Source organism: Pseudomonas viciae (assembly GCF_004786035.1).
Classification (GTDB): Bacteria; Pseudomonadota; Gammaproteobacteria; order Pseudomonadales; family Pseudomonadaceae; genus Aquipseudomonas; species Aquipseudomonas viciae.
In genome coordinates this window covers 1,875,357-1,888,992 of the sequence record NZ_CP035088.1, presented here as the reverse complement: position 1 = coordinate 1,888,992, position 13,636 = coordinate 1,875,357, and the positions used below count along the sequence as shown (strand labels likewise).

General features: G+C 61.9%; 13 protein-coding genes and 1 pseudogene. 5 read left to right on the top strand and 9 right to left on the bottom strand.

The annotated features are described in order from the left end of the window. The first annotated feature begins 9 nt into the window (after positions 1 to 9). Complete coding sequence (gene greB / locus EPZ47_RS08675) at positions 10 to 507, top strand: transcription elongation factor GreB (protein ID WP_135844404.1); 498 nt, start codon at positions 10 to 12, stop codon at positions 505 to 507. A gap of 25 nt (positions 508 to 532) precedes the next feature. Here greB and EPZ47_RS08670 read toward each other — a convergent pair whose 3' ends face one another. The 3 genes from EPZ47_RS08670 to EPZ47_RS08660 form a co-directional block, all read right to left on the bottom strand. Beyond that, positions 533 to 841, bottom strand: a complete 309-nt coding sequence (locus EPZ47_RS08670; RefSeq protein WP_135844403.1) for a class I SAM-dependent methyltransferase — start codon at positions 839 to 841, stop codon at positions 533 to 535. 249 nt (positions 842 to 1,090) lie between these two features. Next, positions 1,091 to 1,525: a DoxX family protein gene (locus EPZ47_RS08665; RefSeq protein WP_135844402.1), complete on the bottom strand. Its 435-nt coding sequence runs from the start codon at positions 1,523 to 1,525 to the stop codon at positions 1,091 to 1,093. A gap of 100 nt (positions 1,526 to 1,625) precedes the next feature. Next, positions 1,626 to 3,047 carry an MltF family protein gene (locus tag EPZ47_RS08660; protein ID WP_135844401.1) on the bottom strand — a complete coding sequence of 474 codons (1,422 nt, stop codon included), beginning with the start codon at positions 3,045 to 3,047 and terminating at the stop codon, positions 1,626 to 1,628. Between the two features lie 234 nt (positions 3,048 to 3,281). Between EPZ47_RS08660 and EPZ47_RS08655 the strand changes: the two genes are divergently transcribed. The 3 genes and pseudogenes from EPZ47_RS08655 to EPZ47_RS08645 form a co-directional block, all read left to right on the top strand. Further along, the gene (locus EPZ47_RS08655; RefSeq protein WP_135844400.1) at positions 3,282 to 4,091 is read left to right on the top strand and encodes a TatD family hydrolase; all 810 of its coding nucleotides are present in this window, start codon (positions 3,282 to 3,284) and stop codon (positions 4,089 to 4,091) included. 151 nt (positions 4,092 to 4,242) lie between these two features. After that, positions 4,243 to 5,724, top strand: coding sequence for a methyl-accepting chemotaxis protein (locus tag EPZ47_RS08650; RefSeq protein WP_135844399.1), 1,482 nt, complete (start codon positions 4,243 to 4,245; stop codon positions 5,722 to 5,724). A 179-nt stretch (positions 5,725 to 5,903) separates the two neighbouring features. Beyond that, a pseudogene (locus EPZ47_RS08645) lies at positions 5,904 to 6,125 on the top strand (terminase); the annotation flags it as partial. Positions 6,126 to 6,130: 5 nt separating this feature from the next. Here EPZ47_RS08645 and EPZ47_RS08640 read toward each other — a convergent pair. The 3 genes from EPZ47_RS08640 to EPZ47_RS08630 form a co-directional block, all read right to left on the bottom strand. Continuing rightward, complete coding sequence (locus EPZ47_RS08640) at positions 6,131 to 6,928, bottom strand: acyl-CoA thioesterase (RefSeq protein ID WP_135844398.1); 798 nt, start codon at positions 6,926 to 6,928, stop codon at positions 6,131 to 6,133. Between the two features lie 138 nt (positions 6,929 to 7,066). Then, entirely contained in the window at positions 7,067 to 7,828 is a 762-nt protein-coding gene (locus tag EPZ47_RS08635; RefSeq protein WP_135844397.1) for a CHAD domain-containing protein, read from the bottom strand. An 85-nt stretch (positions 7,829 to 7,913) separates the two neighbouring features. Then, positions 7,914 to 8,204 carry a hypothetical protein gene (locus EPZ47_RS08630; protein WP_135844396.1) on the bottom strand — a complete coding sequence of 97 codons (291 nt, stop codon included), beginning with the start codon at positions 8,202 to 8,204 and terminating at the stop codon, positions 7,914 to 7,916. Positions 8,205 to 8,411: 207 nt separating this feature from the next. Between EPZ47_RS08630 and EPZ47_RS08625 the strand changes: the two genes are divergently transcribed. Beyond that, positions 8,412 to 9,449, top strand: coding sequence for a patatin-like phospholipase family protein (locus EPZ47_RS08625; protein WP_135844395.1), 1,038 nt, complete (start codon positions 8,412 to 8,414; stop codon positions 9,447 to 9,449). Between the two features lie 77 nt (positions 9,450 to 9,526). Here EPZ47_RS08625 and EPZ47_RS08620 read toward each other — a convergent pair whose 3' ends face one another. The 3 genes from EPZ47_RS08620 to kdpC all read right to left on the bottom strand — a co-directional run bounded on the left by EPZ47_RS08620 (position 9,527) and on the right by kdpC (position 13,617). Continuing rightward, complete coding sequence (locus EPZ47_RS08620; protein WP_135844394.1) at positions 9,527 to 10,225, bottom strand: response regulator; 699 nt, start codon at positions 10,223 to 10,225, stop codon at positions 9,527 to 9,529. Positions 10,226 to 10,273: 48 nt separating this feature from the next. Continuing rightward, positions 10,274 to 12,925, bottom strand: coding sequence for a sensor histidine kinase (locus EPZ47_RS08615; RefSeq protein WP_135844393.1), 2,652 nt, complete (start codon positions 12,923 to 12,925; stop codon positions 10,274 to 10,276). Between the two features lie 146 nt (positions 12,926 to 13,071). Continuing rightward, entirely contained in the window at positions 13,072 to 13,617 is a 546-nt protein-coding gene (kdpC, locus tag EPZ47_RS08610) for a potassium-transporting ATPase subunit KdpC (protein ID WP_135844392.1), read from the bottom strand. Positions 13,618 to 13,636 lie beyond the last annotated feature (19 nt).

Below are 13,636 nucleotides of genomic sequence, written 5' to 3'. Positions count from 1 at the left end.
GAAGTTGCCATGAGCCGTTATCGTCCACCCCGCACCGCCGGCACCGCGCTGATCACCCCCGAGGGTGAGGCGCGGATGCGTGCTGAATTCCATGAACTGTGGCATGTGCGCCGTCCGCAAGTGACCCAGGCAGTCAGCGAGGCGGCGGCCCAGGGTGATCGTTCGGAAAATGCCGAATACACCTACGGCAAGAAAATGCTGCGGGAAATCGACAGTCGCGTGCGCTTCCTCACCAAGCGCCTTGAAGCGCTCAAAGTAGTCAGTGAAAAACCCAGCGATCCAAACAAAGTGTATTTCGGCGCCTGGGTCACGGTCGAAGACGAGGATGGCAAAGAATCACGCTACCGCATCGTCGGCCCGGACGAGCTCGATTTGAAGCAGAACCTGATCAGCATCGATTCACCGTTGGCACGGGCCCTGATTGGCAAGGCCCTGGACGCTGAGGTCAAAGTACAGACACCGACCGGAGAAAAGCAGGTTTACATCGTGGATATCAATTATCCGTAACCTGCATTCGTAAGAGCCGATCACCTCAACGACGAGTGATCAAGCCCTGTCGTGCAACACGGGTCAGTTGCCGGATCATTTCAGGCGCTTGCGCGGCACTGGGGGACTGGATGACGGCCAGGTCGAAACTGTCGTCGGCGAAACGTGCCAGGGACTCACCGTCTTCTATGAATTGGATCAGGAAAGCAGCCGGCCCGTGACTGCGTCGTGGCCAGCCATCGAGATAGCGCAACAGCGTTGGCTGGTGGGTACCGCCCAGGAGAATTTTTGGATTGCGCTGCAGAAGGTTCGCCGTGATCGGCGCAAGACGTACAAGGGGGCTGGGTGCGTTCATCGTGTCGTGTCTCTGCCTCAAAAGTCTGCATGGCAGGTGAGAGGCAACACCGAACCAGCGCTTTAGCGGTATTTCGAAGCCCGGCTTTCCGGCTTCTGTCGGCAACTGGATCAGTCACCTGGCGCCCCGCAAGTAGCTGTTTAAATCGGCGCATGAGCAGCATCCTAGAGAAGCTGACCGGCCAGTGTCAAGAATCGACGCCGACAAAAAAGGCCCGTGCAAGACGGGCCTCGGGATCAAATCAGGTAATCAACCGGCGATGGCACGATCGACCGACAGTTTGCCAGCCCCCTCGATCAACACCGCAATGCTGCCGGCCAGCAACGCCAGGGCAAACTCATAACCGTTGTTGGCCATGAACAGACCGTTGCCGATGTGCACGGAGAAAATCGCCACCAGCGACAGGAAGGCCAGGCCCAATGCTGCTGGACGGGCCAACAGGCCAATGATCAGCGCCAGGCCGGCGAAAAACTCGGTACCGCCCGCCAGTGTCGCCATCACATAACCTGGGGTCAGGCCGATGCTTTCCATCCACTGCGCGGTCCCCGCCAGACCGTAGCCACCGAACAGGCCGAAGAGTTTCTGCGAGCCGTGAGCGGCGAAAATGATACCGACAACGATGCGCAGGACAGTCAGGCCGTAGCCGGCGCGGGTGAACAGAACTTTGTTGATGAGAGTGCTCATAAGGTGCATTCCTTGGGATGTGTTGGGTTGGCCGCCATATTAATCAATAAAACTCATGTTAAAAGCGGAATAATTCCGTGATACCAATCAGTTTATTCGATCACTTACGCAATGCAACCTTTTGCTCCTTCGGTTCCAGCGACTCCCGCTCACGATCAAACGCCAGATAGTATTTGTTCACACTATTAACATAGCTGACGGCGCCCATTCCCACTTGCTCCATGGCAATGCGCTCGACCTGGAAAAACCACTGGTTGGGGTTCAACCCTCGTCGCCGGGCCTCGGCACGCATGCCTTGGACGCGCTCAGGCCCCATGTTGTAGGCCGCCAACACGAAAGCCATGCGTTCGCGCTCGTTAAGCTTGGGGCTGGCAAAGAACTTGCGACGGATCAGGGCCAGGTACTTGGCGCCGGCCTGCACGTTGGCATCCAGGTTCTGAATGTTATTGACCCCGACTCGCTGGGCCGCCGACGGGGTAATCTGCATCAGGCCGGTAGGGCCGCTGCCGCTGCGGGCGTTGGGTTGCAGGGCTGACTCCTTGAATGCCAGGGCCGCCAGGTTGAGCCAGTCCATGCCCTGGGCCTCGGCATGTTTTTGCAACACCGGACGCAGCTTCTCCAGGCGCTGACGATCAGCCCGGGCCAGCGGATAGTGAACCTGGTACAAGCGGCGGTAGATGCGCAGGAACGCAGCATCCTGGTTGGCCGGTACCTTGTAGATCGCCAGGAACTGGTCGATGCTCGCCCGTAGCATGGCAGCGTCGCGACGAACGAACCAATACTCGTCAGCCGGTTCACCGATCAGCACCTGGCGATCAAAGCGCAGCTTGGGCAGGATCTTGCCCCAGCGTTCGGCGATGGGCTGCTCGACGATCGTCAGGTGGAAAATTCCACCCTGGACCATTTCCAACACATCTTCCACCGCCAGGGTTGGGTCAACCCATTCGACCTTCACCGGTGGCAACTTGAGCAACGCGAGCTTCTGGTTGATCTGGCTTACCGCATCCCCCGCCGCACTGCCGTTAGGCAGGGCCAGGGTCTTGCCGGACAACTGCTCTACTCGTGTGTAGCGCTTCTCGCCTTTGATGCCCACCAGCAACAACGGCACGTCGGTACGGATCGGATCACTGGCGCTGACCCCATGGCCAGTCAGGGGATCGAGCAACTCACCGGGCGCCACCAGGTCGCCCTCGTCGCGCCGCAAGGCGCCAAGTAGCTGGTCCTTGGCCATGGGAATGATCTTGAGGGTGATTTCCTGGCCATCCCGGGCGTGGCCGTTGAGGTATTGCTCGAACGCTCGCAACCGATGGTATTCGCCCCCAATGGGTTGGCCCTGGACTTCACCGGAGCTGTTGCGACTCTGGTTGACCAGAACCTTCAGCACCCGGCTGCTGCGGATTTGCGCCAGATCGCGCACCGTGCCCGGCGCCACGGCCTGCACCGGGCCAGGCAGCCGCGCTTCGGCCGGCATCGGCAGCAACAGCGAACAACATAACAGTAGCAACACCTGGGGACGTGTCATCCACTCTCCGGAAGGAATACTGTGGACCGCCTCCTTGAAAACCAGGCTGGGTCGACAGAAACAGAGCACCTGGGGCGCTGAAAAAGTGCGCAAGACTGGCACAGTGATGGCGTTTATACCAACCTGACGTGTCTCGCGGCCTCAACAGACAGCCTCAACTCGTTGTAGTTCTTGGCTTTTCTTATAAATCTACAGCTCTGATATGCTTTCCGGCCTTTGGGCCGAGGTAGCACCATGCAACTCATCGATATCGGCGTCAACCTGACCAACCCCAGTTTTGCCGACAAACACCAGGCGGTGCTTGAGCGCGCCAATGAAGCCGGGGTCTGCCAACTGGTCCTGACTGGCACCAGCATCGAGGGCAGCGAACAGGCTTTGGCGCTGTGCGAACGCCTCGACGACAGCGCAGAGCGGCTGTTTTCCACCGCTGGCATTCACCCTCACAGCGCCAGCGATTGGACTGCCGACAGTGCCAGGCACCTCAAGGATTTGCTGAGGCAAAGCCGCGTCCGCGCCGTGGGTGAGTGCGGACTGGATTTCAACCGGGACTTCTCCCCCCGACCGCAGCAGGAAAAAGTCCTGGAGGAACATCTTGCCCTGGCGGTGGAATTGCAACTGCCGGTCTTCCTCCACGAACGGGACGCCGATCAACGCCTGCTGGAAATCCTCCGGGAATTTCGCGACCAGTTGCCTGCTGCGGTGGTGCATTGCTTTACCGGTGAAAAAAAGGCCCTGTTCAGCTACCTCGATCTGGATTTGCACATCGGCATCACCGGCTGGATCTGCGATGAACGCCGAGGCACGCACCTGCATCCGTTGGTGCGCGAAATACCCCGCGGTCGGCTGATGCTCGAAAGCGACGCGCCGTACCTGCTGCCCCGCACGCTGCGACCCAAACCGAAGAACGGTCGCAATGAGCCGGCCTACCTGCCAGAGGTCTTGCGTGAAGTCGCCGTGCATCGAGGCGAAACCCAGGAAGACCTGGCGGCCCACAGCACGGCCTGTGCCCGGGCGTTTTTTGGGTTGCCCATCATTTCCGATTAAACACACATCCCCCTTGTGGGAGCGGGCTTGCTCGCTCTCACATTAGAGGATCTGCGGTGTCTGTTGACCCACATCAAAATCCCGGCACCTGAGTAGCGGCACAATAATGGCACCTTGCCAATGCTGTTTCCGCTATCAGAGAAGACCTTCCATGGGTGCCTGGCTTAGCAATATCTCACTGAAGTACAAATTCTGGGCGGTCAATGCGGTCGCCTTTGTCACCACCTTGCTGCTGGTGCTCTACGCCGTGCATCTGGAGCAACAAGCGCGCAACCATGCGGCCCAGGCGAACGCCCAGGCACAGGCTCACTTGCTCAACGCCTGGCCTGCCGGGCAACCCTTGCCCACGGCCGACTACCTCCTGACGTTCCAGCGTGATCAGGCCCCCGTTTTCAACGAACAACCATTGCCTTCGTTGGTGCAGGCCGATGGTTGGGTTGAACTGAACGCCGGAGCGCTGTTCGGCGACGATCCCCTGCTGGGCGCCGAAGTGATCCGTCGAGGCGACGACCAACGCCTCGCCGTACTGGCCCATGGCGCCAGCCTGAGCCAAGTGTTCGGCGAGCGCTTCAGCCAATACGCCGTGGCAGTGTTCGTGCTGATGCTGGCAATGCTGGGGGCGTCGCAGTTATTGATCCGTTTTCTGCTCAGCCAGCTCAACACCCTGAAGGACGTGATGCTGCACGTGGAAAAAACCGGTGACCTGTCCGCCCGCGTGCCATTGGCCTGCAAGGATGAAGTGGGCCAGATGGCCGCCGCATTCAATGCCATGCAGGCCGGATATCAACGTGTGGTGGACACCGTCGCCAGCACTGCCCGGCAACTCGACAGCGGCGCGGCGCGCCTGGCGTCGAGCATGAACGATGTTCGCCACGGCATGCTCGGCCAGCAAAGCGAAACTGATCAGGCGGCCACGGCGATCAATGAAATGTCCACCACGGTTTATCACATCGCCCAACATGCCGGCGCCACCCGTGACCTGTCGAAAACCGCCGACGCCCTGGCCGGGAATGGCCGCGAAGTGGTCGGCCGCGTGCAACAGTCGATCACCGGGCTGTCTTCGGGCGTGCAGCAGACCGCCGAGATGATCCAGCGCCTGGCTGAAGACAGCCAGAAGATCAACAGCGTGGTCAGTGTGATTCACAGCATCGCCGAACAAACCAATCTACTGGCCCTCAACGCGGCCATTGAAGCCGCTCGCGCTGGCGAGATGGGCCGGGGCTTTGCCGTGGTGGCCGACGAGGTACGTAACCTGGCCAAGCGAGTGCAGATCTCCACGGATGAAATCACCACCATGATCTCGGCACTGCAGGCCGGAACCAAAGACGCAGTGGATTTCATGCAGGAGAGCTCGCACAAGGCCGACGATTGCGTACAACAGGCCCGCGAGGCCGGCGAGGCACTGGAGCAGATTACTGGGGCTGTGGCGCAGATGCGCGAGAGCAACACCCAGATTGCCGTCGCGGCCGAACAACAAAGCCAGGTCGCCGAGGAGATGAATCGGGCAGTGGTGAGTATTCGCGACGTGACCGAAAACACCGTGCGCCAGACAGTGGACTCGGCCACCACCAGCCATGAACTGGCGACCTTGGCCGGTGAGTTGAACAGGGCGATCGGACAGCTCAAGCTGTAGAACCGCGCAGCAGCTCTTGTGGCGAGGGGATTTATCCCCTCGCCACAAAAACAGTGCCTGCCACGAGGGTGAAAGAGCTATCGCCACCTATCGCGTCGATAGCCAACCGTGATTCGCCGCCCTGCCCGGCCAAGCCTATTCTTGGGTCATTCAGTTTCATGAACTCAAGGATCAGCATCATGGGCAAACGTCACCCCAACCTTGCGGCCTGGCAATGGCGCGCCCACCCTGGAAATCATCGCCAGCCGACCCACCAGGCGTCGTACCTGATGGCCGTTCCGCTGTTCATCATTGCGTTTGTGCTGATGGTGTCGGGAGTGTTCAGCCAGAGTCTGGCCGATGTCGCCATCGGCATTATCGGCGTGGTCGCCGCACTCGGGTTGCAGCACCACAGTCACGCAGAGCCTTAGCCGAAAACGGTCACCGTCTGCCGGCTCATGGCGATCAAGCGGCCGTCGGCACTCCAGAACTTCGCAGCAACATGGCCGTAACCGTCCTGGGCGTGCTCGATGTCGGCCAGGTATTTGCACCAGTCCAGTGTCGTAAGCTCCAGCAGCGGCTGGACGAACTCAATGGTCCAGGTAAGCGTACTGCCCGGGGCCATTTGCGTGAGGTGCGGCAACAATGCCGGCGGCCAGGCATCCACCAATGCCAGAATGTGGCCTTCGTTCAACGGCTCCTCCTTCACGTCCCCGCGCAAGCGCACCCAGCCGCCCATGCTCCGGGATTTATTGCCGGTGAACGGCAGGCCACCGACGCTCCAGCACAGCGCCAGGTGACGCATGAACTCCGGGGTGCCGCCCTTGATGTAAGGCAGCTCCTGGCATTGCTCCACGCTTTTGAATTCAGGCGCGGGATCGGCCGGCACCGCCACCACGGAGGGACGCGATGCGCCGAAGCTGCCTTGCACCACGGTCACCACCTGACCTTTCTGCACGGCACGCCCCAAGACCTGGCTGACGGCCTTACCTTCACGCACCACCTCGACTTCGAAACTGACGGGCACGTCGGGCTCGACCGGGCCGACAAAGGTAATCGCCAGCGAGCGCACCGGACGATCCGCCGGCACCCGGGCACGCATTGCCTCATATTGCAACGCCGCCACCAACCCGCCAAAACTGGCGCGGCCCTGGCCCCATTCAGGCGCGATGGTCACGGCGTCTGGCTGACGGCGCACAGCATCGATCAAATCGGAAAAGCGCATGACGACCTCGAAAACAGGGGAACAAGATGGAAGGATCTTAACCAGCCCGGGCAGGCGGCACAGCGCTCATTCCGGCCAAAGAGACTGACAGATAGGCCGCAAACCTTGAATCCACCATGAGTCCCTGTGGGAGCGAACTCAGGATTTTTCGAAGCAGCTCGCCATCAGCTTATCGAGCACCTTATCGGACTTGGACTCGGCCTTTTCCATGGTGACCTGCCAGACCAGCACACAAGATTGCAGATCGGCCTCCTCCTCGGCCCTGGCCAACCATTGCCAGCAATCGTGCCAGTCGCCCAATGCGCCCTGGGCGGATTTGAGTCGTGGCATGGCCGCTTCAGGCAGGCGGTCGAGTTCAGGATAAGCTTCGATGGCGTAGCGCACGCGCTTGATCAGCAGGCGTAACCGGTGACGGTCATGGGCCGGATCGCGCAGGGCTTCACCGAGCTTTTTCCACTGTTTATCCAGGCGCTTTTCGATGCGCTGGCGCAATCCCCTGAGCAGTCCCTCGCGCTGGGCGGCGCGAATGAAACGGGGAAACGCATCGAGGAACATCAGCAACTGCGCCAATTCCGGGCTGGCGGCTACGGCGGGATAAGCATCGGCCATTTGCACCTGACGCCGCTTCGCCGCTTCACTTTTGCCGTGCTGCTCAAGGTAAGCCGCCAGCACCTCCCGGTCGCGCAAGGGCGTGGTCAGGGTGCCGACTGCCGAAGCGGCTGCTTCGAGCTGTTCGACGCCGGGCAACCCGCGCAAAGGGCGCAGCAGGCTGCGCAATCGGCGTACCGTGGTCCGCAGGTCATGCAGTGCTTCGCTGTCGGTATGGGCATTCAAGCGGGCCTGACAGGCCAGCAACCGGACTTCCAGGCCCAGTATTTGGGCCACTAGCCGATCAATCATGGGGACGTACTCCGTACGCAGCTTCAAGCTTCGGGTGAGCAGCAGTGTGCACCCTTAGCTTGAAGCTTGCAGCTTGCCGCTGTTTCTATCGTCCTGCGCGGGATTCGCGGATGTAGAAACGCGCCTTCTCGGCCTTCTTCGAGCAGCCCTCGAACGCTTCGAATTGTTGTTGGGTCTTAGCGCCAGTCAGCAACGACAGGGCCTTTGAGTAGCTGACGGTGCCGGCAAAACCTTCGGCCTTGGCCAGGTCAAGTTCACGCCAGGCGCTGTCGAGCTGGCTGCCGCAGCTGTCGCGGTAAGCGGTTTTGCCTGCACAACCGGCCAGGGCCAGAACCATCAGGGACGCCACCAGGGGCAGGCAGATCCGGGCTTTCATCGATTACACCTCAAGTCAGAAAACAGTCGTGCTGTTAAGACGGTGGCAAAGGCGAAAAGTGCCTTGGCTTGACCACGGAAATTCATGTGTGGCCGAGCATACGCAAATGCCGCCACGGCGTGTCAAAAAACGACGCCCTCGCCAGAACGATTGAGCCCAGCCGTCGATGAGTGCATTGTTGAAGTCTGTTCGACAAGAGGCCGGATCATGACAAAACGTGTCGCATTGGTATTGGGTTCGGGCGGCGCCCGGGGCTATGCCCATATCGGGGTGATCGAAGAAATCGAACGACGAGGCTACGACATTGCCTGCATCGCCGGTTGCTCCATGGGCGCGGTCGTGGGCGGGATCTATGCCGCGGGCAAGCTCAAGGATTACCGCGACTGGATCGAGAGCCTGGACTACCTGGATGTCCTGCGGTTGGTGGACGTCAGCTTTCGCCTGGGGGCTATTCGCGGTGAGAAAGTTTTCGGGCAGATCCACAAGATCGTCGGCGACATCAATATCGAGGACTTGCGCATTCCCTACACCGCCGTGGCCACCGACCTCACCAATCAGCAGGAAATCTGGTTCCAGGAAGGTTGCCTGCATCAAGCGATGCGGGCTTCGGCAGCGATTCCCAGCCTGTTCACGCCGGTGATGCAGGGCAACCGCATGCTGGTAGATGGCGGCCTGCTCAATCCGTTGCCAATCGTGCCAGTGGTATCAAGCCACTGTGACCTGATCATCGCGGTCAATCTCAATGCCACCAACCAGAAACAGTACAGACTGCCGGTGATCCCGCGCCCCGCCGCGTTCAGGCGCCGCTTCGACACCCTCGTCAGTTCCCTGGGCTCGCGCCTGCCGTTTCGCCGCAAGCAGGCCGAGCAATTGTTGCTGCTGGAGCAGGAAGCGTTGAAGGCCGAGGCCGCCGAGATCAACCCGTGGATCGAATCGGCCGAACCTGAAGGCCAGCAACCAGCCGCCGCGCCGCAAACCGAAGGCGCACCAAAATCCGCCACCGGCTCGTTCATCATCGATAACGTCGGCCCGGCTTCGCTACTGGATTTGATCAACCAGAGTTTCGAGGTGATGCAGACATCGCTGGCCCAGTACAAAATCGCCGGTTATCCGCCGGACGTACTGATCAACGTGCCGAAACGGGTGTGTCGGTTTTTTGAGTTTTACAAGGCGCCGGAGTTGATCGCCCTTGGGCGGGAGATTGCCAGTGATACGTTGGATCGGTATGAGAGTGAGCAGAACTGAATCCGGGAAATCTCGATTGATTGCGCAGGCCTCATCGCGAGCAAGCTCGCGATGGCGGCAGCCCAGGCAGTGAAAAACTAACTGCCACCCTCTTCCAACAACCGATACCCCACCCCCGCCTCGGTCGCAATGAATCTCGGCCGGGTCGGATCGTCGGCCAGTTTCTGACGCAGATGACCGACCACGATCCGCAAGTAATGAGTGTCTTCGGTGTGGGTTGGGCCCCAGATGTCCTTGAGCAATTGCTGCTGGCTGATGACCCGCCCCGGGTGTCGTGCCAGTTGCGCCAGCACCGCGTACTCCTTGCGGGTCAGGGCCACTTCGGCGCCGTCCAACAGCACCCGGCGATACGCCAGGTCCACCGTCAGCGGGCCGAACCGCAGCGCCGCTTCCTGGGGTTCGCCTGCCGGGGCCTGGCGCAGCAGTGCGCGGACGCGGGCGAGGAACTCCTGGATGCCGAACGGCTTGGTCACGTAATCGTTGGCGCCGTTGTCCAGCGCCTCGACCTTCTGCGCTTCGCTGGCCCGCACCGAGAGCACCAGTACCGGCACCGTCGACCACTGGCGAAACTCGCGCAGCACGTGCTGGCCGTCCATATCTGGCAGGCCCAGGTCGAGCACCAGCAAATCGGGCTTATTCAGCGCCGCCAGGGCCAGGCCTTCGGTACCGGTGCCGGCTTCCAGCACCTTGTAGCCCTGGGAAGTCAGGCTGATGCGCAGGAATTTGCGGATCTGCGGTTCGTCATCGATGACCAAAAGGGTCGCGGTCTGGCTCATGGGGTCCATTCAAGGCAATCAGGTGAAAAGAGAATAACGCAGCGCCGCTCAGGCTTCATCGTCCATGCCCGGCTGAGGCTGCAACGGCAGGTGCAACGTGATGCAGGTGCCACGCCCGTCGAGGCCGTCGTCGACGCTGATTCGTCCACCGTGGGCGCCGACCATGCCCTGACAGATTGCCAGCCCCAGCCCGGTGCCCTGCCCACCCCGATCGCCGCGGGCGGCGGTGTAGAACATATCAAAGATTTTCTCCCGCTCTTCCTGAGGGATCCCCGGCCCTTCATCGGCGACGGCAAAAAACACTTCGCTGTCGGTCGTGCCGGCGCTCAGCAGCAACCGCCCGTGGGCCGGTGAAAATCGCGCGGCGTTCTCCAGTACGTTGACCAGGGCCTGCTCGATCAACGCCGCGTGGACATACAGCAAGGGCAACTCGGCAGGCACTTCGACGCCGACCGCCAGCGGTGCCAGCACCGCCCGCAGACGGTTCAGCGCGCTGCCGACGATATCGGCCGGCGCCACCCAGTCCCGCGCCAGCTTCAGGGCGCCGTGGCCGAGACGGGTCATGTCCAGCAGGTTCTGGATGTAGCGATCCAGCCGCTCGGCCTCATCGCGGGTGCCTTCGAGCAGTTCACGACGATCCGCCAGCGGGATCGCCTCCCCCAGCGCCAGCAGACTGTCGATGCTGCCGCGCATGGACGTCAGCGGCGTGCGCAAGTCGTGGGACACCGACGCCAGCAAGGCGCTGCGCAGTTGCTCGGTCTCGCCATGCAAGCGTGCCGCTTCCAGGTCCTGGGCCAATTGCGCCCGTGCCAGCGCCTGGGCCAGGGGCTGACTGAGGGCGGCCAGCAAGCGGCGTCGCTGGCCACTCAGCGGCTTGCCTTCGTTCGGGCACACGCCCAGCAGCGCCAGCGGCCCACCCTCCGCCGACAACGGCCACCACCACCAGCGCCCGGACGGCAGCGTCCCGGTGCCAGCCCCGGCCGGCTGATCGTGCTGCCAGGCCCAGTCGGCCGCCGCACGTTCGGCTTCGGTGAAGGTCAACGGCTCGCCGGTCTCGACCTTCCAACTGCCCTGGCTGTCGCGGTTAAGCAAGCAAAGCTGCAAATCGTGCAAGCTGTTGAGGTGCTGCGCGGCGGCGCTGACCACTGCCTGGCGGTCGGTGGCGGCAGTGAGTTTGCGCGACAGATCGAGCAACTCACCGGTTTCCTGCTGGGTATCACGCAGGGCCTGCAACTGGCGGCGCTGACGGGCCGCGAGGTTGCCGGTCAGGGCGGCCATCAGCAAGAAAAACACCAGCGTCAGCACATCTTCCTCACGCTGGATGGTGAGGGAAAAATTCGGCGGGATGAACAGAAAATCATAAGCCAGGAACGACAGCGCCGCGCAGGCCAACGCCGGGCCGAGGCTGCTGCGTACCGCTACCAGCAACACCGCCATCAGAAACACCAGGGAAATATTGGGCAACGCCAGCAACCCCGAAACGCCCCAGGCCAAGGCGCTGGCCGCCACGGTCGCCAGCAGCGCCAGCACATAGTCAAACCCCGTCTGCACCGCACTTGAACGCACGCGAGCGGGACGCGGTTGTTCATCGCTGTCCAGCACATTGATTTCCAGGCCCCGTGCATCGCGCAGCAGGCGTGAAGCGAGGCCGCCACCGAACAGCCGCCTGCGCAGGCGTGGCCGCGACTGCCCCACCAGCACCAACGTCGCGCGTCGCTCGGTGGCGTGCTGGATCAAGGTCTTGGCGACTTCGCCGGCCCGCAGCAGCACCACTTCCCCGCCGAGACGCTCAGCCAGTTGCTGAGCACTTTGCAGGTATTGGCGCGACGACTCGTCCCGCGCGCCACCGTTGTCCACATGCACCAGGCTCCACGGCAGATGTCGGCGCTGGGCAACGCGGCTGGCGTGGCGTACCAGACGTTCAGCCTGAACGTCACCGTCGACCCCCACCAGCAGTCGCCCGCGCACCGCCGGAGCGGCCTGGCCCAGTTGTCGATAACCCTGGGTAAGGTCGTTGTCGACCTGAGCCGCGGCGGTTTGCATGGCCAGTTCACGCAACGCGGTCAGGTTGGTCTGGGTGAAAAACGCATCGATTGCCGCCCGCGCCTGCTCCGGCACATAAACCTTGCCATCGCGCAGACGCTCCAGCAGCTCGCGCGATGGCAGGTCGATCAGCAGCAGTTCATCGGCCTCCTGCAAGACCCAGTCCGGGAGTGTCTCGCGAACCTGCACACCGGTGATGCCGCGGACCTGATCGTTGAGGCTTTCCAGATGCTGGACGTTGACGGTGGTGTAGACATCGATGCCGGCGGCGAGGAGGTCCTGAATGTCTTGCCAGCGCTTGGCGTGGCGGCTGCCGGGGGCGTTGCTGTGGGCCAGTTCGTCCACCAGCACCAGGGCCGGCCGGGCCGCGAGCAAGCCGTCGAGGTCCATCTCTTCGAGCATCACCCCGCGATACTCCGAACGCACCAACGGTTGCTGCACCAGGCCGCCCAGCAGCGCTTCGGTTTCGGCACGACCGTGGGTTTCCACCACACCGGCGACAACTTTCACGCCTTGGCGCAGTTGAGTGTGGGCTGCTTGCAGCATGGCGAAGGTCTTGCCGACACCGGGCGCCGCGCCAAGGAAAACCTTGAGCCGGCCACGGTCGTTGCGGGGCAGATTGGCTAACAGTGCGTCGGCGCGGCCGGAGTCGCTCATGCTGGGGGATCTCTTGTTTCGAATATGTTCAATCACCCTGTGGGAGCAAAGCTTGCTCGCGATGAACGATAACGCGGTTCTGCCGTTGAACCGTGTCGTCCTGATCGCGAGCAAGCTTTGCTCCCACAGGCTCTACTTCCACAGGTTTACAGTTTTTCCAGGGCCAGATTCAACGCCAGCACATTCACCACCGGCGGCCCCACCAGGGGTTGCTCGATGTGGGCATCGAGCAATTGCTGCACCGTCGAAACCGGCAGGTTACGCGCCGCGGCGACACGCGCCAGTTGATAGGCAATCGCGGCCGGTGGCAAGTGCGGGTCCAACCCGCTGCCGGAGGTGGTCAACAGCGCCAGCGGTACCGGGCCCTGACCGGGCACTTGCAGTTTGCCGGCGTCTTCGATCACCCGCGTCGCCAGGGCCGGGTTGCTCGGAGAATAGTTGCTGGCGCCGCTGGCTACCGTGGCGAAGGCCCCGGCCGATGGCCGTGGATGAAACCAGGCATCGCCAGTGAAATCCTGGGCAATCAACGTCGAGCCACGAACCTTGCCGGCGGCATCGACGATCAGGCTGCCGTTGGCCTGGGAGGGAAAGGCGACTTGCGCCACGCCAGTGACCAGCAGTGGGTAAGCGACGCCGGTGATCAGGGTCATCAGCAATAGCAGGCTCAAGGCCGGACGAATTAATGTGAACATCCAAATTTCCTCAGTTGAA